At 52.0% G+C, this 21,476-nt stretch carries 17 protein-coding genes; 6 read left to right on the top strand and 11 right to left on the bottom strand.

Going from position 1 to position 21,476, the window contains the following annotated elements; all coding sequences use genetic code 11:
* Window positions 1–170: 170 nt before the first annotated feature.
* Both fba and thrC read right to left on the bottom strand, forming a co-directional pair.
* Window positions 171–1,040, bottom strand: coding sequence for a class II fructose-1,6-bisphosphate aldolase (fba, locus tag G614_RS0115660; protein WP_027642710.1), 870 nt, complete (start codon window positions 1,038–1,040; stop codon window positions 171–173).
* Window positions 1,041–1,130: 90 nt separating this feature from the next.
* The gene (gene thrC / locus G614_RS0115655; RefSeq protein ID WP_027642709.1) at window positions 1,131–2,627 is read right to left on the bottom strand and encodes a threonine synthase; all 1,497 of its coding nucleotides are present in this window, start codon (window positions 2,625–2,627) and stop codon (window positions 1,131–1,133) included.
* Window positions 2,628–2,832: 205 nt separating this feature from the next.
* Here thrC and sfsA point away from each other — a divergent pair, with 205 nt between their 5' ends.
* The gene (sfsA, locus tag G614_RS0115650) at window positions 2,833–3,579 is read left to right on the top strand and encodes a DNA/RNA nuclease SfsA (protein WP_027642708.1); all 747 of its coding nucleotides are present in this window, start codon (window positions 2,833–2,835) and stop codon (window positions 3,577–3,579) included.
* A gap of 109 nt (window positions 3,580–3,688) precedes the next feature.
* Here sfsA and G614_RS0115645 read toward each other — a convergent pair whose 3' ends face one another.
* Window positions 3,689–4,057, bottom strand: coding sequence for a hypothetical protein (locus G614_RS0115645; RefSeq protein WP_027642707.1), 369 nt, complete (start codon window positions 4,055–4,057; stop codon window positions 3,689–3,691).
* 133 nt (window positions 4,058–4,190) lie between these two features.
* Between G614_RS0115645 and G614_RS0115640 the strand changes: the two genes are divergently transcribed.
* Window positions 4,191–4,430: a FeoA family protein gene (locus tag G614_RS0115640; protein WP_027642706.1), complete on the top strand. Its 240-nt coding sequence runs from the start codon at window positions 4,191–4,193 to the stop codon at window positions 4,428–4,430.
* A 20-nt stretch (window positions 4,431–4,450) separates the two neighbouring features.
* On the opposite strand, the gene uraA is transcribed toward G614_RS0115640, so the two are convergent.
* The 3 genes from uraA to G614_RS0115625 all read right to left on the bottom strand — a co-directional run bounded on the left by uraA (window position 4,451) and on the right by G614_RS0115625 (window position 8,199).
* Window positions 4,451–5,704: a uracil permease gene (gene uraA, locus G614_RS0115635; RefSeq protein ID WP_027642705.1), complete on the bottom strand. Its 1,254-nt coding sequence runs from the start codon at window positions 5,702–5,704 to the stop codon at window positions 4,451–4,453.
* Between the two features lie 28 nt (window positions 5,705–5,732).
* A complete protein-coding gene (locus G614_RS0115630) occupies window positions 5,733–7,730 on the bottom strand; it encodes an SUV3 family DEAD/DEAH box RNA helicase (RefSeq protein ID WP_027642704.1) in 1,998 nt (665 codons plus the stop codon).
* 73 nt (window positions 7,731–7,803) lie between these two features.
* Entirely contained in the window at window positions 7,804–8,199 is a 396-nt protein-coding gene (locus tag G614_RS0115625) for a DUF6483 family protein (RefSeq protein WP_027642703.1), read from the bottom strand.
* Window positions 8,200–8,418: 219 nt separating this feature from the next.
* Here G614_RS0115625 and G614_RS0115620 point away from each other — a divergent pair, with 219 nt between their 5' ends.
* From G614_RS0115620 to G614_RS0115605, 4 genes are all read left to right on the top strand, one after another.
* On the top strand, window positions 8,419–9,990 hold the full coding sequence (locus tag G614_RS0115620) for a FeoB small GTPase domain-containing protein (RefSeq protein WP_027642702.1): 1,572 nt from the start codon (window positions 8,419–8,421) through the stop codon (window positions 9,988–9,990).
* 177 nt (window positions 9,991–10,167) lie between these two features.
* Window positions 10,168–11,235 carry a sporulation integral membrane protein YtvI gene (gene ytvI, locus G614_RS0115615; protein ID WP_027642701.1) on the top strand — a complete coding sequence of 356 codons (1,068 nt, stop codon included), beginning with the start codon at window positions 10,168–10,170 and terminating at the stop codon, window positions 11,233–11,235.
* A gap of 166 nt (window positions 11,236–11,401) precedes the next feature.
* Entirely contained in the window at window positions 11,402–12,604 is a 1,203-nt protein-coding gene (locus tag G614_RS0115610) for a DUF3810 domain-containing protein (RefSeq protein WP_027642700.1), read from the top strand.
* Between the two features lie 229 nt (window positions 12,605–12,833).
* Window positions 12,834–14,981, top strand: coding sequence for a M13-type metalloendopeptidase (locus G614_RS0115605; protein ID WP_027642699.1), 2,148 nt, complete (start codon window positions 12,834–12,836; stop codon window positions 14,979–14,981).
* 70 nt (window positions 14,982–15,051) lie between these two features.
* Here the strand turns inward: G614_RS0115605 and G614_RS0115600 are convergent, their stop codons facing one another.
* The 5 genes from G614_RS0115600 to tig form a co-directional block, all read right to left on the bottom strand.
* The gene (locus G614_RS0115600) at window positions 15,052–17,046 is read right to left on the bottom strand and encodes a M3 family metallopeptidase (protein WP_027642698.1); all 1,995 of its coding nucleotides are present in this window, start codon (window positions 17,044–17,046) and stop codon (window positions 15,052–15,054) included.
* Window positions 17,047–17,147: 101 nt separating this feature from the next.
* The gene (locus tag G614_RS0115595) at window positions 17,148–18,707 is read right to left on the bottom strand and encodes a metallophosphoesterase (protein ID WP_027642697.1); all 1,560 of its coding nucleotides are present in this window, start codon (window positions 18,705–18,707) and stop codon (window positions 17,148–17,150) included.
* Window positions 18,708–18,741: 34 nt separating this feature from the next.
* Complete coding sequence (locus tag G614_RS0115590) at window positions 18,742–19,551, bottom strand: HAD-IIB family hydrolase (protein WP_027642696.1); 810 nt, start codon at window positions 19,549–19,551, stop codon at window positions 18,742–18,744.
* Window positions 19,529–20,113: a xanthine phosphoribosyltransferase gene (locus G614_RS0115585; protein WP_002587229.1), complete on the bottom strand. Its 585-nt coding sequence runs from the start codon at window positions 20,111–20,113 to the stop codon at window positions 19,529–19,531. Before G614_RS0115585 ends, G614_RS0115590 begins: the two co-directional genes overlap by 23 nt.
* Window positions 20,114–20,148: 35 nt before the next feature.
* Window positions 20,149–21,318, bottom strand: coding sequence for a trigger factor (gene tig / locus G614_RS0115580; RefSeq protein WP_027642695.1), 1,170 nt, complete (start codon window positions 21,316–21,318; stop codon window positions 20,149–20,151).
* Window positions 21,319–21,476 lie beyond the last annotated feature (158 nt).

Genomic DNA, 21,476 nt, shown 5'->3' with positions numbered 1-21,476 from the left:
TCAGGTCATAGTTCTCTCAGGTCATACATCTCTTTTCACGTAATTATATTAAGTCCGCACGGATATATAATAAAAAGGCGTTCCCCCTCTGAGAGAGAACACCTTTGTTCTTTATTAAAATAAACCATTTCCACCGAAATTGCAAGTGGTTTTTAAATAAAAATACATTTTTATTCTTTTGCCTTGCCAACAGAACCGAACAGCTCCATCTTTTCCTTAACAGTTGCCCTGATAGCATCAGCGCCCGGAGCCAGAAGCTTCCTTGGATCAAAGCCCTTGCCCTTCAGGTCCTTGCCAGCCTCGATGTATTCCCTGGTGGCTGCTGCGAAGGACAGCTGGCACTCTGTGTTTACATTGATTTTTGCAACGCCCAGGCTGACAGCCTTCTTAATCATATCCTCAGGGATACCTGTACCGCCGTGAAGAACCAGAGGCATGTCGCCTACAGCTGCCTTTACCTGCTCTAATACGTCGAAACGAAGGCCTGGCCAGTTCTCAGGATATTTGCCGTGAATATTGCCGATACCTGCTGCCAGGAAGTCAATTCCCAGATCAGCGATGGCCTTGCACTCCTGAGGATCAGCGCACTCGCCTAAGCCTACCACGCCGTCTTCCTCACCGCCGATGGAGCCAACCTCTGCCTCCAGGGACAGACCCATGGCATGTGCTACCTTAACCAGCTCCTTTGTCTTCTCGATGTTCTCTTCGATGGGATAGTGGGAACCATCAAACATGATGGAGGAAAATCCTGCTTTGATACATTTATAGCAGCCATCGTAAGTACCATGGTCCAGATGCAGGGCAACCGGTACCGTGATGTTCAGTTCTTCCATCATAGCCCGGACCATGGCTGCAACTGTCTTAAATCCCGTCATATACTTTCCTGCGCCCTCGGATACGCCCAGGATAACCGGAGATTTCAGTTCTTCTGCTGTCAGCAGTACGGATTTGGTCCACTCAAGGTTATTGATGTTGAACTGGCCAACTGCGTACTTGCCTTCCCTTGCTTTCTCAAGCATGTCTTTTGCTGAAACTAACATATTATACCTCCTTATAACTTTGTTATTTTATTAACCATCTCACCCATTATATCGCATACGCGAACAAAAAGGAAGATGGTTTTTATTAAATCAGCTGAGGCCAAGGATGTCCTTTACCTCGTTCTTCATATCATCCACGCCGCACTCCCTGTTATGGTGGATGGCTGCATGGCGGATTTCCTCCACTGCCTGGGGAACAGCGACGCCGGACAGGGCGCTTAATGCATCTACGATTTCAAATTCATCCTTGCCCTCCAGTCCTTCCCTGCCTGCAATGGCTTCCATGACACTGCGGGAGAATTTATAAGGGCTGGCAGTGGACGCTATGACTGTCTTTGTGTCATCCCCGCTTTCCTTCCTGTAATTTCCGTATACGGCAGCCGCAACGCCTGTATGGGTGTCGATGAGATAACCCGTATCATCAAACAGCTTCCTGATGGTGACAGCGTTCTGCTCCTGTGTGGCAAAGCCTCCCACGAAATCGGACATGAAGGCGCGCATCTCAGGCGTCACCTCATATCTTCCCTCCTCGGAAAGCCCCCGCATCAGGTTTTCGTTGGCCTGGGCATCACATCCTGTACTCAGATAGATGAGACGCTCCAGGTTGCTGGATATAAGGATATCCATGGACGGTGAATTGGTGAGGATGAACTCTCTCTTCCTGTCATAAATTCCTGTGGTGAAAAAGTCATACAGGACTTTATTATCATTGGAGGCGCATACCAGAGTCTTTACAGGAAGTCCCATACGCTTCGCAAAATAGGCTGCAAGGATGTTGCCGAAATTACCTGTTGGCACCACCACATTGATTTTCTCGCCCTTTTCTATCTCTCCTGCTTCTAACAGTTTGGCATAAGCATATACATAGTACACAATCTGGGGAACCAGACGGCCAATGTTAATGGAGTTTGCCGAGGAAAACCGGAAACCCTTTCCCGCAAGCTCTGCTTCCAGGTCCTTGTCCCCGAAAATTTTCTTCACGCCGGTCTGGGCGTCATCAAAATTGCCGTGGATTGCCACCACAGAGGTGTTGTCCCCTTTCTGGGTACGCATCTGAAGCTCCTGGACCTTGCTGACTCCGTCCTTGGGATAGAATACAATGATCCGGGTCCCGGGCACATCCGCAAATCCGGCCATGGCCGCCTTGCCCGTATCCCCGGACGTGGCCGTGAGAATGACGATTTCCCGGTCCACATGGTTCTTCCTGGCCGCTGTGGTCATAAGATGCGGCAGGATGGACAGAGCCATGTCCTTGAATGCAATGGTGCTTCCATGGTACAGTTCAAGATAATATGATCCGTCAGCCTTTGCAAGGGGCGCTATCTCCTCTGTATCAAACTTGCTGTCATAGGCCCTGGCAATACAGTCCTTAAGCTCTGCTTCCGTATAATCTGTCAGGAACAGCTTCATGACCTCGTACGCTGTTTCCTGGTATGTCATGGACGCCAGCTTTTCAATGGGCACATCCAGCTCCGGAATACAGGACGGCATGAACAGGCCGCCGTCCTTTGCAAGGCCCTGTAAGATGGCCATGGAAGCCGTCACTTCCTTTTCACCGCCTCTTGTACTCTGATAGGTTAATCCCATACTCTTTTTCCTCGCTTTTAAAATTCTCAATTAGTAATGTTACCAAAATATTAACATATTTCCCGGACAGACGCAACTGTAAACACGGATACCTTCCTTTTCCGCCCTTTATCTGGTATACTGATACAGCCTGTCCCGATACTGCCGTGTCCTCATCCCCCGCAGGATCCGGGGCAGGCCCAATAAGCCCGGGAGGAACATCATCATGACCTATGAACATATAGTTGCCGGAACCTTCATAAGCCGGCCCAACCGCTTTATCGCCCATGTGGAGACAGAGAACAGGACGGTGGTATGCCATGTAAAGAACACCGGACGGTGCAGGGAGCTTCTGATTCCCGGAGTCACGGTTATACTGGAATTCCATTCGGATGCAGCCCTTTCCGGAAGAAAGACCGGGTATGACCTGATTGGCGTATATAAAAACGGTCTGCTCATCAACATGGACTCCCAGGCCCCCAACAAGGCTGCATGGGAGTGGCTGGCCTCACTGGGCGACGGCCAATGTACGGAAAAAAAACGCTCCCCCCTTGGTTCTTATGTACCCTTTGACATACGGCGGGAGGTCACCCACGGCGACTCACGGTTTGACCTGGCATTCTCCCTGAGAAACCGGAATACGAAAGCAGTGTCCCCGGCCTTCATGGAAGTCAAAGGCGTGACCCTGGAGGAAAATGGTCTGGCTATGTTTCCTGACGCGCCCACGGAACGGGGCATCAAACACCTGAAAGGCCTTATAAGGGCCCATGAGGAGGGCTATGAGGCTTATGTCCTGTTTGTCATACAGATGAAGGGTATCCGGGGTTTTACCCCCAATGACATTACCCATCCGGCCTTTGGGGATGCGCTCAGGCAGGCCCGTGAAGCCGGCGTTCATGTACTGGCATATGACTGCCTCGTAACCCCCGATACCATGACTGTGGATTCGCCGGTAAAGGTCATGCTGGATTAGATCGTGTCATAACATACACTTCAAACGCTCCGGGCCAGGGCTTCCGCGAAGGAGGCCCTGGCCGGTTTAGAATTCATGTTGAATATTATAACCCCAAGCTGCAGGTATTTTAGGAGCGGCAGTTATTCCAGTTGCTGCAATTGTTCCAGTTACGGCAATTATTGCAGTTATTGCAGGAGCAGCGGCAGTTTGAAGCCCCAGCGGTCCGGCCTGCTGCCTGGGCAGCCGTCCTTGCCTCAGCCGACTGATTACAGTTGTGGTTGGCATAGAACCCTGCCATATATCCCTGCCAGTATAAATCGCAGGTCCGGCCTGTTCCACCGAATGACTCGGACGTACCGGCTGCGGCCGCGGCCGCAGTACTGCCGCAGTTTCCACTGGCAGCCGCCGTTCTGGCAAATGCTGCATCCTCGTCATAATAAGCTCCCTCATAAGTTCCTGCATATCCATTCCAACCATTACAATCATTATAATTCATAGTGTTAATCTCCTTTCATCTAGGTTGTACTTTATTATACGGGGCTGGGCCAAAAGTGTGACAACCTTCCTTTTATTCCCACAGATACGTGCTCTGCATATAATATCATAACAAACCTGAACGGTGATTCACTATGGTCTATCCGTTACATGAACTGAAACCGGGAGAACAGGCGGAAATCGTCTGGGTTATCAGCGAACCGCCTATGTCCCTGCGGCTGGAAGAGCTGGGTTTTACAGCCGCAGCCCAGGTGACCTGTATTCTGAAGGGCCGGCGCGGCCACATGTCCGCCTACCAGATACAGGGCACAGTCATCGCCCTCAGGCCCCAGAATGCCAGGGAAGTGCTGGTCCGGGCTGTGAAGCCAGTTTAAAATATCTTCCGCTGAACCATCTACTGATCATTGGTCAGCTTAAAGTAATCCAGAACATAAAATACCAGGCTCAAAATCATGCCTACCACGCAGGCCAGCACCATACCGGTGAGCTGCACATTTCCAAACTTCACGGCAATTCCTGACAGGCCTGTGACAAATATGACTGAAGTAAGGGCCAGATTTCTGGAGTTTCCGTAATCTACCCTGGAATCCACCAGAATGCGCAGACCTGAGGTTCCAATCATACCGTAGAGAAGGAAGGAAATACCGCCGATAACAGGACCAGGTATGGTGCTGATAAGGGTGGAGAACTTGCCGATGAAGGAGCATACAATGGACAGCACAGCTGCTCCCGCAATCACGTGCACACTGTATACACGGGTGATTGCCATGACGCCGATGTTCTCGCCATAGGTGGTGGTGGGCACGGAACCTATCAGTCCTGATATCATGGTGGAGAAATTATCTCCGAGCAGAGAGCGGTGAAGGCCCGGATCCTTTAACAGGTCCCTTCCCACAATCTTGCTGGTGACTACCTGATGCCCGATGTGCTCGGAGGTAATGACCAGGAGCACCGGAAGGATAATCATGATAGCTTCCAGATTGAACTTAGGCGTGCTGAAATTAGGCAGGGCAAAAACAGGAGCCGCCGCTACCTCGGCAAAATCCACGATACCGCAGGCCAGGGCCGACACATAGCCCACAATGACTGCTATGAGAATAGGGATTACCGAGAAGAACTTTCTGAACAGGATGGAACCAAATACAGCAGTTCCCAGGGTAAACACGAACACGATTATCTTTCTGGGGTCCAGCACCTCGTCCAAGAGCCCTGCATTACTGGCCGCTGAACCGGAGAGCTCCAGTCCGATGAGCGCCACTACCGGGCCCATGGCTGCCGGCGGAAGGACCACTTCAATCCACTCTGTTCCGAATTTATATACGATGAATGCCAGGATACATCCGCAGAAACCCACTGCCACGAACCCGCCCAGGGCATATTCATATCCAAAATTACTTATGACCACGCCTGCCGGTGCCAAAAATGCAAAGCTGGATCCCAGATAGGCCGGCGCCTTTCCCTTTGTTACTCCGATAAAGAGCAAGGTGCCCGCGCCGTTCATGAACAGCACCACAGCCGGGTTTATGCCAAATATGAACGGCACCAGGATGGATGCGCCGAACATGGCGAACATGTGCTGGATGCTGAGGGGTACCAGCAGGTTAAAGGGTACCTTGTCCTCTACTTGAATGATGCGTTGATTTTCCATTGTCGTCCTCCTTAGTTGTTCACTTGTTTCATACTCTTTTTCCTGCCGCGCGTCTCCGCCCTGAGCAGTTATGCCCCCGGCTTATCTTACCCCTATCAAAACACCGTTCGCAGATAGAGGACGGGTAATCCCATGACAGTTCCTTCCCGCAGGCTGAACATTTGCGGGTATAGCTGGCACATTCCGTCCTTAAAATACGGCTGATTTCCTCCTCTGTGCTGCGCCTCTCCTCGGCCAGGTTCTCCACCTGCACAGGAAGCCCCACCTTCCTGGAGAACTGGAAATAAAGGTCCAGCATTTTATAGTAGCTCTCCAAATCATACAGGTCTTCCCCCGGACTGTAAGGAAACTCCAGTTCCGTCACGTCACGGTAATCCCTGCAGTAATCCTTCCACAGGTCCATAACCATCTTATTGTCTATGTCGATGGAACAGGTGATGAGCTTATAAATTTCCTGCCGGGAGTATTCCCCCATATCATCCCGGTGTACATGCTCAAAGCTCATATACAGCGCCAGCAGCTCGTCCACCTCCATCTTCTCATAGATGGAAGGCGTATCCAAGCCGGCCCATATCTTAACCAGTGTATCAATCTCAGCAGGAAGGTTAAGAAGCTGCTCAGGGAATCCCACATATGCCTTCATGATGGGCATGGGCATTCTGGAAAGGCCGTCCTCAATGACCTCCGCCTCGTCGATGGCAGCCACGAATCCCTCGTCGTAAAGACCGTATCTTCCGGCCCGTCCAGCAATCTGTTTTATCTCCTCCGGATTCAGGGAACGCTTATTCACCCCGTCAAACTTGCGTGTCTCCACAAACACGATTCTGCGTATGGGCAGGTTTAACCCCATGCCGATGGCGTCAGTGCTGACCACCACCTCTGTCTCCCTGGCCAGGAACCTGCGCACCTGTTCACGCCTGGTGGCGGGAGGCAGACTTCCGTAAATAACGCTGCAATGGATTCCCTCGTTCTCCAGATGGGCTGCCAGGGCCAGCACTGATTTCTTGGAAAATACTATGAGGGCATCGCCCTTTTTTAAATCCCGTTTCAGATTATAGGGCTTTTTCTCCATGGTCAGCCTGGTGTTTCTCTTATGGCGCACCACCCTGTACTGGTCGCCGCACCGCTTAATCATCTGCACCACAATATCCTCTGCCTCCGGAGCCATGCACAGGTGAATTTCCTCTGCCCGAAGCCCCAGCACTGCCCTGGTCCAGTTATGTCCGCGGTAGGGGTCGGCTATCATCTGGCACTCGTCCACCACCACGATATCGAAATATTCGTGGTCATTCAGCATCTCCACGGTACAGGACTGGCAGACAGATCCAGGCACCTCCAATGTCTCCTCTCCTGTAACCATGGAACAGGACAGGCCCTCTGTGTTGAGCTTGTCATAGACCTCCAGGGCCAGCAGCCTTAAAGGCCCGAAGTAGGCGCCATGCCTGCACTCCTTAAGACGCTCCAGGGCGTCGTGGGTCTTACCGCTGTTGGTAGGGCCCACATGAAGAATGAACCTGCGTTTCATCTCCCTGGCCCCCGGGTATTCCTGCTCCGGCTTCTGTTTCACAGACTCCAGGATTCCCCTCTTGATGGTTTTCGGAATGTAGAACAGCTGGTACGCTCTCTCAAGAGAATTGGTGAGGAGATAACGGCGGATGCCCTGCATCTTCAGCACCTGTTCCAAATCCTCACGGGACAGGCCGTTTACATATTCCAGGTCCTTCCGGGCAAGGGCTTCACAGAATTCATTCATCTGACGGCAGCTGGCTTCCCACTGCTCCAGGGCCGGCCCTGTCAGGTGACCTTCCCTGCGCATGAGATAGGCGCACACCTTTGACAGCATGGCGTGGACATCGCTGAGTTCGTTGGACTTCACCAGCGGCTTCAGATTGGCCTCAGTCAGCCGGCTCAGGCGTTTCCTGAGTTCGGCACCTTTCATGGCCCGGTAGCGTTTGTTCACATTCCCAAAGAACAGGCCCTGGTAATATTCCGCCAGATACTGCTCGCAATCCTTTTTTATCTCCATGGACTTCCTCTTTCTTTCAAATATTCGTAAAAGCAGCCAGACGCATATGTTTCCATATCCATCTGGCAGCACATTATACCATGGTTGTATCTACAAAATGTTCAAACCCCGATATACCATATTCTGCACACACGCTGTTGATTCCATCCACTATTTCCTCCCGTGAGTAATTGGCGGTGTAGAGTTCGTCATCCTTCAGCTGGTTAAGGTACATATAAAATGTAAGGGCCATCTCCAGGCAGTCCAGGCTGTCCGTGTCCAGCTCGTCGGTAAGAAGGTTCTCCGCATCATTGATGTTTCCCTCATCAACCAGGTCCTTAAGCCTCTTATATACCCGGTCAAGGTCCGTATACTTGTCCTCATCCTCCGGAAGGTCATAATCAATATCGTTCTTGCCAAGAACCAGCCTGGCAATCGCCCTCACCAGATCGCTGATTGTCCTCATAACATAATCGTCCTGATATCCCATATCGTTTCATCTCCTGAATTTAGTGTATTCTGTTTATGGCACATTTAAACTTAGTATAGTTGATAACCTTTCCTCCGTCAAGCAGTCTGTTGTCACAATGATGAACCAATGGCAGATAGGGACCTGGCTGCCATGCACCCAAAGGTTTTACGGCACATACGCTATCCTAAGACTCAATCTGCCCGCCCGCAGGCAGATTTATATTTCAGGAGTGACTGGATGGAACACCCACATTTTGTCATCGCTTTTACCGGTAATGAACAGACTGGCAAGGAGGTCTTATTTAAAAAGCTCACTGCCCAAAAAGGCTCTGTTAAACCTTCCTGCATACGGGACATGTCCTGCCCCCATGGTGATTTTCTATATGACAGCCGCTGCTATAAGGCAGTAAATCTTCCCGGCATCCTGTCCCTCAGCTCCCCATCAGAGGAAGCCAACTGCACTGCAACCTATCTCTGCTCAGGAAATCCGGATGCCATCCTGGTGATAGGCCATGCACTTCATCTGGAAATCCTTCTGGGGCTATTAAAAGAAATTCTGAGTCTTGGACCGGTCAGGGATTCTTCCATCCCCGTTGTACTGTGTGTCATCCGCTGTGAAGAAGCCAGACGGCAGGGCATCCGCATTGATTTTTCACTTCTTCACGATGTACTCCAGATTCCGGTCGTCCCCCTTCATGGATACGGCAAGGAACAGATGGACGACTTAAAAGCAGTCCTCCACTATGCCCTCCAGCCCCATCACAAGCATGATTTTCACTACGACTGCCTGGACTTTTCCCCCTGCCGTCTGGCTCATGAGTGTATGATGGCTGAAATAAAAACATCCCATGGAAGGCAATGGAACATACGTCCGGAAGCGGGATGGAACAGAATAATTTGTAAGGCACTGCTGCTTTTGCTTTTATTTGGACTTACCGCCTGTCTGTCAGTCCGGCTCACGGATTGCTTCTGGCCGTTATTTTTCGAAACTGAAACCATCCTGTGGGCTTGGGCAGAATGGCCTGGAATGCCTGCCTGGCTGATTGCCCCCATCATCCATGGTGCATTTTGCGCCGTGTCATGCACCATACTCGTGATGCTTCCGCCGCTTTTTCTGCTATTTCCTCTGTTAGGATTGTTGGGAAGAAGCGGCTGCTTTCCCCGGGCCGTATATCTGTCTGACCTGCTGACGGAGTTTTTTATTGAAAAACCCTGCAATACCGCCAGCCGTTACAAGCCACACGGCATATTTTCCACCCTTTGCTCCTGTACCGCAGACCACACCATTCCCATCCTTGACAGGGCAGCGGCGGCGGCTGTCACGTCCGGCATTCTCATATGGTTTCTTGGCAGCATGGCATACGTTGGACCGGAAACTGGTCATTTAGCCTTCCTGTCCCCAGGCATATCCGGCGGGAGCCTGTTGGAAGTCATCATACTTTTTCTTGATCATCCGGCCCGCCTCCTTGGACTGGACGGCACCATACTGACTGCTTTTATCCTGGGTATTTTTTCTCATGGAATGACACTTCCCGCCATGATGATGATATATCTGAAAACAGGAGGCGCTCCTTCCCCTTCATCCCCCTTCATCCTTGGACAGCTGCTGGCAAATCACGGATGGACCTGGCGCACAGCACTGTGCACCTGTCTCATGGCCCTGACCCGCTTTCCAAGCCTTACTGCCTGTCTGAAGCTGCGCAGAAGGCCTGGCCATACCCTGTACTTCTTATCAGGACGGCTGCTGGTGTTCATTCTCGGCATCATCCTGTGCTCTCTCATAGCTCTGACAGGCAAAGTATCCGGTTGACACCTTCGCTCCATCATGATTCAGCAATACCTTTCCCTCACATAAAAGCATTCCCCGGAACATGGCCCTGCCCCGGAAATATCTTCCAGGGCATGTCCCCCATTTTCTGGGGATTCTTTCTTGACTGCCGGGTCTCCTGAGCCTATAATGGAACTAAGCAAACAACAGGATACATATATGGACATTCAAAAACGCAGGACGTTCATCATCAGCTTTATTTACTTTGGAATCATAGGTGTGCTCTGCTATATAGGATTAAAGAAACTCCTGCCCATACTGATTCCCTTTATGGCAGCCATGGCTATTGCAGCCTTGCTGGAACCGGCAGTGTCCTTGCTGGACAGACATATGAAGGGCGGAAAGGGCGTGGCCGCCGCGGTTGTGCTGCTGGTTTTTTATGGTTCCATTCTGACAATCATGTGCGTGTCCGGCAGCCAAATCCTGGCATCTATCCAGGAACAGGCAAAAAAACTGCCCGGCATCTACAGCCAGACCATCGAACCAGGTCTGTCCCATTTCTTTTCCTTATTGGAGAACAGTTTCCCGGGCCACAGCATCCACATATCTGCCCTTGGACAAAGCCTGGAGCATTTCATGGAAAATGCTTCCGTGGGCATCTCCTCCGGGCTGCTTGGCTGGGGCGCCTCTGCCATAAGCGGGATTCCCGCCCTGTTCCTTGATTTCATCATCGCTGTGATAGCATCCTTTTTCCTGACAGGCAATTACAGGGAGACGCTGGATTTCCTGCTGTGCCAGATTCCTGAGGACAGACGGCAAATGCTCTTACAGGTACTTCTCCATGTCCGTAATGTTGCCTGCCGGCTTCTGAGGGCCTATGCTCTCCTGATGCTTCTGACATTTACGGAACTTTATATCGGTTTCCTGGTGCTGGGCATTCCGGCCAGATTCACTCTTGCCTGCATCACCTCGCTGGTGGATATCCTGCCGGTCCTGGGCACAGGCACCGTGCTTCTTCCCTGGGCATTCATGGCCTGGATGACGGGATCGGGAAGCCTGGCCCTGGGCCTTGTGTGCCTGTACCTGCTCACAGCAGTGGTCCGCCAGACCCTGGAGCCCAAAATCATCGGCCATCAGATGGGCCTGTCCCCCGCAGCCACCCTGCTGTGTATCTTTGCAGGCGGCAAGCTTCTGGGTTTGACCGGTATATTCCTGTTTCCCATAACCGCCACCGTACTGGCCGAACTGCACAGCGGAAATAACCTCCCCACTCAGGACCAGGTTTAACCTCCAGTCTCCCCCTGGCTCCCCCATGTTTACGTTATGACCATTCCCACCGCCTGCGCTTTCCCCACTTACGCTTTACCCACCCACGCTTTACCCACCATGCTTTACCCACCGCAGCATCCCACCAGGCAAGAACACAACCATACTCCAAAGGCAGGTGTTGTATATGAAGTTCTTCCATAACGTTACAGCCAAGATTCCACCGGCGTTTTCCACTAAAAACACAGCAAAATCCCCCGGACCCCAAAACGCGGCTCCTGAAAGAACAGAAAAAAAAGTCCGTTCCCTGGTTTTCTTCGCAGCCGGCCTGGTTCTGGCTGCTGTCTCTGGTCTGCTGGGGCTCTGTGCCCGGACGGTGCCCGGGTTTGCCCAGTTTTACTCCGTCACCGTGTACCCTCTCCTGGCAGGGACATTAGGACGGTTCTGCAGCCTGTTTCCATTTTCCCTTTCCGAAATCGGGCTGTATTTCCTCTGCCTGCTTTGCATATGCTACATGATTCTGCATATCAGACAGCCTGTTGCGCTGTTCTCCCGTGTCCTTTTTCTTTGCGGTGTCCTGTTATTTCTGTTCACGGTAAACTGCGGCATCAACTATTACCGGACTCCCTTTTCCTATGAGGCAGGTATTGCTGCAGAAAAATCCTCCACCGAGGAGCTGCTGGCGCTGTGCCGTTATCTTACAAACCAAATCAACAGCTCTCTGCCGGAAATAGACCACTCAGGCGAACTCCTGGACGGTCTGTATCCCGGGCAGACAGAAGCAACCCCTGCACCCTCGGCCCGGGAACTTTCCAGACTGGGTAAGGACGGCAGGGCAGCCATGATTCGGCTGGGCCAATCCTATCCCCAGCTGGGTGGATATTATCCCTATCCAAAACCCCTCATCAACTCCAGACTGCTGTCCGTACAGCAGCTCTGCGGCATCTACTCCCCCTTCACCATAGAGGCAAACTACAACAGGGAAATGCCCTACTATAACATCCCCCATACCATATGCCACGAACTGTCCCATCTGAAGGGCTTTATGCGGGAAGATGAGGCCAACTTCATCGGATATCTGGCATGTATCGGCTCCGACTCCCCGGACTTTCGCTACAGCGGCTACCTGACCGGCTGGGTCTACGCAGGCAATGCCCTTGCCAAGGTGGACCCTGAAAGTTATTATGACCTCTATACAAAGCTGTCCCCTCAGGCAGCCCGGGACCTGGACTGGAACAACCAGTACTGGGAGCGTTTTGAAGGACCGGTGGCAAAGGCCTCCACCCAGATGAATGACAGGTATCTTAAAGCTCACAGTCAGGAGGACGGCGTCAGAAGCTATGGCCGGATGGTGGATTTGATGCTGGCGTATTATAAGGACCAACTATAGTCTGGCCCATATCACCGGCCGTAACCCGGCAAAATGTCAATCCCGGAATAACCCCAAAATCCCACCCGGCCTCCGTCCCCACGGAGCTTTTATATCATTGCATTTACCAGGGTATATTAAATGCTGTGGCAGATGTTTGGTACTCTGCCCGCTCTGTTATTCATACAGGGCAGGACTTAAGCAATTTTCAAACACGCTCTGTAATCAAGCAATCAAGGAGGAATTAATAATGAAAAAAAGAAAAAGCCTGGCGGCACGAATCACCGAAGCCCGGGCAGCCTCAACCCGGACAGCCCTGGCGTTCACAGCCGCGGTACTGGCAGCCGCCATGGCTGTCACCGGATGCTCCGGTGCAGGCCGGACAGATACAGAACCGGAAAGCCAGGCTGAAATCACAGCCGGCCCGGCAGTTAACCAGCCTGAAAGCCTAAAGCAGCCCAACGGCGGCCAAACCGGCGAAGGCCCGGCAGCCTATGTGGATGATTTCTATGATGCGGTAAACCATGACACACTGGAAAGCTGGGAGATTCCGGCTGAACAGGCCGATATGAGCTGGTTCAGGAAGGCGCGGGAGGACAATTATTCCAAGGTACATGACCTGATTCGCCAGGCTTCATCCGAAGCAGGCCAGGCAGGTCAGGAAGCGGGAAGCGACCTGTACAACATACGCGCGCTGAATTTGACCGGGCTGGACCGGGAGACCAGGGACAGGGAAGGATACGGCCGTACAGCCGGAGCATTTTTAAAGGAAATAGATTCAGCGGACTCTGTATCTGAGCTTCTGAAGGCATGCCTTCAGTTCCAGAGGGATACCGGCCTGTTGAGCCTTATGGGCTGGTATTATGAAGGGGACAGTGAGGACTCCTCGGTAAAGGTCCTCTATCTCTCGCAGCCGGATTCCGGTCTCAGGAGGGAAGTCTGGTTCTCCGAAGATGCATCCAACCAGAAGCGGGTGGAGGAATACAAAAAATATCTCACAAAGCTTCACGAAAACAACGGCCTGAGCCCGGAGGAAGCTGCGGCCACCGTAGCCCGGGTAACGGATATGATGAAGGAACTGGCATCCTCCACCCTTAAGATAGAGGAGGTCTATGACGCGGAAAAAACATACAATGTCTGCACAGCCGGCGAGGCAGCAAACCTGTATTCCGGCGCCCTGCCCTTCAGCCTTCTAAACAGCATATTCGGCATACTGGAAGGTGAAAAGACAGTTGTCTCCCAGCCGGATGCCTGCAGGAAGCTTGGAAGCTATCTGAAGGAAGAAAACCTACCTCTCCTGAAAGAATATGTCAAAACCTGTCTCTATTCGGATCTGTCCATGATGACAGACACCGCTTCCCTGGCTGCTGCCCAGGAGTATCAGACAGCGGCAGGCGGTATAGAAAAGAAAAAGGATTTTGAGAGGACCGTGTCTGAAACAGTCCAGGAAAAACTTGGTTTCCAGTGCGGCCGTGTATTCTGTGAAACCTATTTTAACGAGGACGCCAAACAGGATGTGGCTTCCATCATCCGTCAAATCATAGATGTATACGACAACCGCCTTGCCCATATGGAATGGATGACAGAATCCACCCGTCAGGAGGCAAGGAAAAAACTGAAAGCCATTACAGTCAAGGTTGGTTATCCCGACCAATGGCCCCAGGACAAATACAGCCTGGTACTGAAATCCCCGGACGAGGGCGGCGTCTACATTGACAATATCATGGAAATCCTGAAGGCATCCCAGGACTACTCCTTTAAGACCAGACACGACCCGGTGGACCGGAATGAATGGGGCATGACGCCCCAGACAGTCAATGCCTATTATAACCCCGGAAACAACGAAATCGTGTTTCCGGCCGGAATCCTTCAGGCCCCGTTTTATGACCCGGAGGCAGAGCCTGTGGCCAACCTGGGAGGCATCGGTGCTGTCATCGGCCACGAAATCACCCATGCATTTGACACAAGCGGTTCCCAGTATGATGAAAAGGGAAACCTGCGGGATTGGTGGACTGCCCAGGATAAACAGCGTTTCAGGGAACTGGCCCAAAAGGTCATTGACTACTATGATACCATGGAAGTAAACGGCATCCAGGTAAACGGTACACTGAGCGTTACGGAAAATATCGCCGACCTGGGCGGCGTTTCCTGCATAACAGAAATAGCCAGGGAAAAGGGATATGACCTGAAGGAGCTGTACCATGCCTATGGTGTCATATGGGCCACAAAATACAGGGATGAATACCTTTCCTACATCATGACCAATGATACACATTCCCCTGGCATCACCAGGGTAAATGCCGTACTGTCCGCCACCGATGACTTTTATACTGCCTTTGGAGTCAAGGAGGGCGACGGGATGTACCGCAGGCCGGAGGACAGGCCCCATATCTGGTAGAAATATTTTCATATATCCAAAATGTCAGAGTCCGGGAAGCAGCTGCCTCCCGGACTCTGTATTGCCATTATTACTCTTCTCTCTTCTTCCTGACAATCAGCCAGATGATTACAAACCCGGTGCATAAAATCATAACCTGAAATATAAGGATGACACAGATGCCTGCCAGCACCAGAAGGCCTACAACCCTTAATCCGCTGTCAGAACTTCCCTCAAGGTCCGTTCCTGCCTGGCCCGCGTCCTCCTGTGACGGAACTTCGGATCCCTCACCATCCTGCTCCAGTCCCTGGAGCCTGCGCACATCCCCGGCCAGGGATTCCAGTTCCCTGCTGTCAAACACATCCCGCAGCCCGCAGCGGTTCATGGTGCCGCAATAAGGTGCATCCAGACCTTCATGCAAAAGTCCCATGTAGGTATCCACAGCGCCGTCCCAGTCGCTCCTGGACATGGTCCAGAGGTCAAGGGCCGACAGCGCCGAGGTTCCATATCCCATATAGTACAGGGGGCTGTAAAACAAATGGGACACATCCACCCAGTCATAGCACACACCCTCATCGTAGACATCATAATACCATCCATGATAGGAATCCTGTATCTCTTTGAATGTGCGGTTCATGTCCTCCAGACTCATGTCCGGCTCCATGTAAACAGCTTCCTCAAATTCCTGCAGCATGCAGGACATAATTGTCACATACAGCATATCCGTAACGGACTCAAACTCAAAGGCCTCTGCCCCTTCGCCGAACATATCCCCCGCATACTGGTTGGCCAGCATCTCCAATCCCTGTGACTGGACCTCGCACACATCCACACTGTAACCCTGGAACAGCTCAGGCACCGAATTATAATAATAGGAGCTGAAATGCCCGAATTCATGAATCAGGGACTGGTAATCCGTAAATGTGTGGTTTCTGTTGATGAAAATAAATGCGTCTCCATAGCTTGGGAACCCTACGGTATAATTATTATCCACCCGGTCCTGTCCGTCTTCCCCTGACCGGATATCATACAGCTCATTGTCCTGCATATACCGGAAAATCTCACCCAGCTCAGGATTCACCGACTTGACCGTTCTTCCCACACAGGCCAGTATATCCTCTGTGGAACTCTCTTCCATAAGGTCCAGGGAGTCATAGGATTCCTGGGCCACATCCATATGCCAGATGTCATTATTCAGGGAAACAATACTGGTCTTTACATCCGAACAAAGCCCCTCTGCATCCTGAAGGGTATAGTCCCTTCCGTAAACAGCCTCAAAACAATACTGGGCGTAGTTATCATAGCCCTTAAGCTCCGCTATCCGGCGGCGCACCTGAACCAGTTCCCGGAACTTGCTGCCCAGCACCCGGTTCTTTTCCCTGACCAATGCATCCTCTATCTCTGCGTACTGCCCGTCGTCAAAGTCCGGTTCCCGTTCCAGCCGGCTGTAGCTCCACTGTCCGCCCTCCAGCTCCACCGTAAAATCACCGGCAGCCAGTTTGTCATACTCCCTGAGAAGCTCCTGCTCCTTCCGGTTCAGTTCGGTCAGCTCCCCTGTATTTTCCCTGTAATATTCGATGTAGGGCGCATTTTCAATCCCCATCTTATCCGTCAGGACTTCTTTATAGGATGAGTTCATGCCCTTCTTAAGGCAGGCCGCGGCCTTATCCCCCATCTCGGAATAGATGTCCGTGGTATATGCCTGCTCTGCGGCAGCCTGCTCATCCGACACATCTGCGTCATATTTCAGCTGGGCCATATAAGTCAGGGTAGCCAGACGGTCATACTCATCCACAATGGCATCGTAGAGCCTCAGCACTTCCTCATCCCGGCCTTCAACGGCACAGGCCTGTTCAAAGTCAGCCATGGCCTGTTCCATGACGGCCGGGTCATAATGCTCGTATGGCCTCTGGGAATAGGGTACGGCTTCATGGACCTTCACACCGGCCCCGCCGGCATTTCCCGCTGCCTGGGCAGCCAATCTTTCCTGAGCCGCGCCGCAGGCGGCAATGGACAGGGACATGACCAAAGTCAGGGCCAGCGCTGCCCCGCGCCTCAGATTCCTTTTCCACATTCCTCTATTCACAGCAGGCCCTCCTTACATATTATGGTATACGCCTATTGTAACATCCCGGACGGTTTACCGCCAGTTGATTTAACGCCTAATCTCCCGTCCATACTCCCTGCCTAATCTCCGGTCAGCCACCCTTCCTCCTCCGGAAGCAGGAAATAGTTATTGTCCCTGTCCGAATCAGCAATCATGGCATCCAGCTCCCGAATCAGATAGCTGTCCGGCATGTTCCTCTCCCAGAACCGGTATCCCTTGGTGCTCTTTATGCCCTTGACGTCAATTTCCCGTCCTGCATAGTAATCAATGTATACCCCCGCATATGTAGCTGCCATGGAATGTTCCACGTCTGCTCCCAGGTTCTTCACAACGCCCCTTATCTGGTCACTGATCAGCTTTTGTATGTATCGGTAGGACCAGTCCTCAAAATCCAGCAGGTCCGGATTGGTGCTTCCGTTTTTCCGGGCCCAGGCCGACACATCCACGGCTCTGGTGGCATAGGAAATACTTCCGTCCTCCTCCCATAACACCTCTCCATACTGGCAGGGCGGTATGCTGAGGGCATCTGTCACGATTTCCTGTATGCCGTAATTTCCTTCCGGAACTCCGGGCCCGCTCTTATGCTTGCGTATGCGCTGCACATGCAGATGTCCGCTGAAAAAAAGCGGGAGCTCATATTTCTGAAGAAGGGAAATCACCTCCCCATTGTTGTCCATGGCGCACTGGGTGGTATACATCCTGCTCTGGGCCAACAGATTATGGTGGGCAATGGGTATCACAAACACGCCCTCCTCCTTTGCCCTGGCCAGCTGTTCATCGGCCCAGGCCATGGTGCTGTCTTTCAGCCTTCCCTCCACCCTGTTATCCGGCTCATATTGACAGGAGTCCAGCATCAGGAGCCAGTTTCTGTCATCCAGGGCATAGACATAGCTCAGTGAGCTGCTGTCCCGGCCCAATGCCTGGTCATAACCGTATTCATGGTAAATCTCATGGAATTCAGGTCCGTCAATATAGGGAGCCGGCTCTTTCCGGGCGCCGTAGTATACCGCAGCGTCGTGGTTATTGATATCATGGTTTCCCGGTATCACCAGGACCTGTATGCCGGCGTCCTGGACCCGCTTGAGTCTTGCCGCCAGCTCCCCATGGTTCATTCGCTCCCCGTTCATGGTAATATCGCCGCTGAGAACCAGGGCAGAGGGCCGCTCCTTTATGACCTCGTCCAGAAATGCTTCCAAAAGCTCAGGCAGATACTGGACCACCTTTCCGTCGCACCGCTCCACGAACAGCCGGAAAGCTTCCCCGCCGTCCCCGGCTAAAGCGCTTTGATAGTGAAGGTCTGTTGCCAGGATCAGCTTGGGCGGTATGTAGGGCTCCTCCGGGGCTGCCGGAGGGCTCCACATACCGGTGAATTTCTTCTTCCACTCCTTATAGCCCTCCTGCCTGATTACTTCATCCTGGGGTTCCCGGGCCTGGGAATCCGTAGCCAATGCAGGCCCGGCCTGCTCCTCCCATTCCTCCCCTGTTTCCGCTTCCCGGGTGCCCTCAGGCACCCCGCTGCTCTCAACCGATACAGGCCCTGAAGGCTCCATTAAAGTCTTTAAAACGTGCAGTACCCCAAAGCATGCCATAAATACCATGGCATACATCAGGGCACTTATCATCCAGGTCTTTCTCTTCATGCAGTCTGCTCTTTCCGTATTAACTATCGCTGTGTTATATTATGCCCAGTTCCTTCATGGCATACGCGATTCCGTCCTCCTCCACATCCTTTGTCTCGAACGTCGCGTAGGGCTCCAGCACCTCGTCATGCTTTCCCATCAGGATACAGTTCCTTGCGTAGCGGAACATGGCAAGGTCATTGCCGCTGTCACCGAACACATAGGCGTCATCCAGAGAGATGCCATAATGCTTCAATACCAAATCAATGGCAGTTGCCTTGGAATGTCCTCTGGGCACACATTCATATTCCCCGTTTCCCCGGTCTATGATTTCCATGTCCCTGAGCCGTCCAAAAAGCTCCTTGGGCCTGCTGTTTTCATCCGAGATAAGATAAAACTTATCATAGTCATAGCAGTCGTCTTCCCAGTCATATTCAGACAGACAGCCCGAACGCCTGAGCGACGCCTTCAGCTGCTCCACCCTTGGAATAGGTGACTGTGACCTGTGAATGTGGATTCCGTCCGACGCTTCAAGGGCTCCGTCCAGTCCGCACGCATCAATATGGCTCTTGATATCCAGCCCTCTCTCATGAGGAATGTGGTAGCTGTACATTACCCTGCCCTCCGCAAGGATATATGTCCCGCAGCCGCACAGATATCCGTCTGCTTCCACCAGCTTCTTAATTTCACCCAGATGGGCATATACACGGCCTGTATTGATGAACACCAGATGTCCCTTTGCCCGCGCCTCCTTCAGCGCCTGTACCGCACTTTCGGGAACCCGGCCTGTTTTCTCAGACAGGAGGGTTCCGTCAATATCATAAAATAAAGCTTTCGTTTTCTTATTCATCATCTCTGAACACAATGGTCTGTGCTTCCTCGTCCATGCTCTCCACGATTGCCAGTGACTCCAGCCGGATTCCCTCTGAACGCAGCAGGTCTCCGCCTACCTGGAATCCCTTCTCGATGACAATGCCCGCGCCTACCAGCTCAGCGCCGGAATCCCGTACAAGGGCAGCCAGGCCCTCCAGAGCCTTTCCATTGGCAAGGAAGTCATCAATGAGCAGCACCTTATCACCGGCTCCCAGAAACTCTTTTGACACAATGATATCATAAACCCTGCCATGGGTGTAGGACTCCACCTTGGTGGTATAAACCTCGCCTGCAATATTTTTGGTCTGCGTCTTCTTGGCAAATACAACCGGCACATCAAAATACTGGGCCACAATACATGCAATCCCGATTCCGGAGGCCTCAATGGTAAGAATCTTGGTGACCTCCACATCGGCGAACCTGCGCTTGAATTCTTTCCCAATCTCTCCAAAAAGCTTGATGTCCATCTGATGGTTTAAGAAGCTGTCCACCTTCAGAACGTTTCCGGCTTTTATCTTGCCGTCCTTGCGTATCCTGTCCTTTAAAATCTGCATGTACGAGTCCTCCTTTTTCTTTTGGCAATCCTTCTTTACTGTGCGGCAGTTGTCTCTGCAGCTGTGGTTTCTGCCGGAGCTGTGGTTTCCTCTGCGGCAGCAGTCTCTTCCGCTGCCGTTGTTTCCTCTGCGGCGGCAGTCCCTTCTGCGGCCGTTGTCTCCTCTGCCGGAGCAGCTGCATCCTGGGCTTCGTTGACTGCGTTGTCCGCCATGAACTTCATGACCTTCTGGTTCAGGGCCATTTCATCCAGGGTCTCCTGGCCGAAATATTCCACTGCGGCCTCGAGGGTCTGGCCGTTCAACTCCGCAAATGCCTGACGGTCGGCATCCTCCAGGGTAATGCCCTCCAGCTCGGCAACCTTAAGGATGACCAGCTGGTTCTTCACATCATCCTTCACTGACGCGTAAACAGCTTCCTGTAATCCGGGCACATCCATGCCATTGGCCTTAGCCATGCCGGACAGGTTGGTGCCGTACATCTTAGCCTGCTCTTCATACTGCTTGATGCGGTCATTATAACGTCTGGAAAGGGTATTCCTGTTCAGCTTGAACTTGGAGTTCTCAACCACATTCTTAAGTACATACTGCTGAATCTGAAGGTCGGCAGACTGCTGCTTCTGCTTTAAAAGGTCTTCCTTAACGCTGGCCCTGTACTCATCCACTGTCTTGAAATCAGAAACACTCTGTACAAATGCGTCGTCCAGTACGGCTGACTGCTTTTCCTTTACAGCATTCACAGTCACTTCAAATACAACGTCCTGTCCTGCCAGGGCTTTTTCGCTGTAGTCCTCCGGGAACGTCAGGTTCAGTTCCTTCTTATCGCCCTTCTTTGTGCCAATCAGTCCGTCCTCGAATCCGTCGATCATTTTGCCGGAGCCCAGGGTCAGGTCCTGTCCTTCGCCGGTGCCGCCTGCGAATTCCACTCCGTCCTGTTTTCCCACATAATCAATGTTGACAATGTCGCCTTCCGCGGCTGGCCTGTCCACTTCCTCAATTTTAGGATTCTGGCTGAGTACCTGGTTGATTTTTGACTCCACCTCGGCATCTGTTACCATAACAGCCGGTACATTTACCTTCACGCCCTTATACTCTGCCAGCTCAACTGTGCCGAGATTTTCCTTTCCTTCTGTCTGGCTGGCCCCGCAGCCTGTCATGATGGAGGCCGCAACCAGTCCGCATAAACATATGAGTGCTGATTTTTTCATTTTACATATCCCTTTTCTATCCTGATTTCACACGCAGGACCTTGAATTATCCTTATTTTTCCATTCATCCCCAAATAGCGTGCGCTGTACATAGTTATATCATACCTGTCCGTGAAAAAAAAGACTTTCCACCAATTTCATGAAAATTTAAGCAACAG

Source organism: [Clostridium] clostridioforme AGR2157, from assembly GCF_000424325.1.
In the GTDB taxonomy this organism is placed as follows: domain Bacteria; phylum Bacillota; class Clostridia; order Lachnospirales; family Lachnospiraceae; genus Enterocloster; species Enterocloster clostridioformis_A.
The sequence above is the reverse complement of the archived record's forward strand: the minus strand, read 5'-3'. Positions and strand labels throughout refer to the sequence as shown.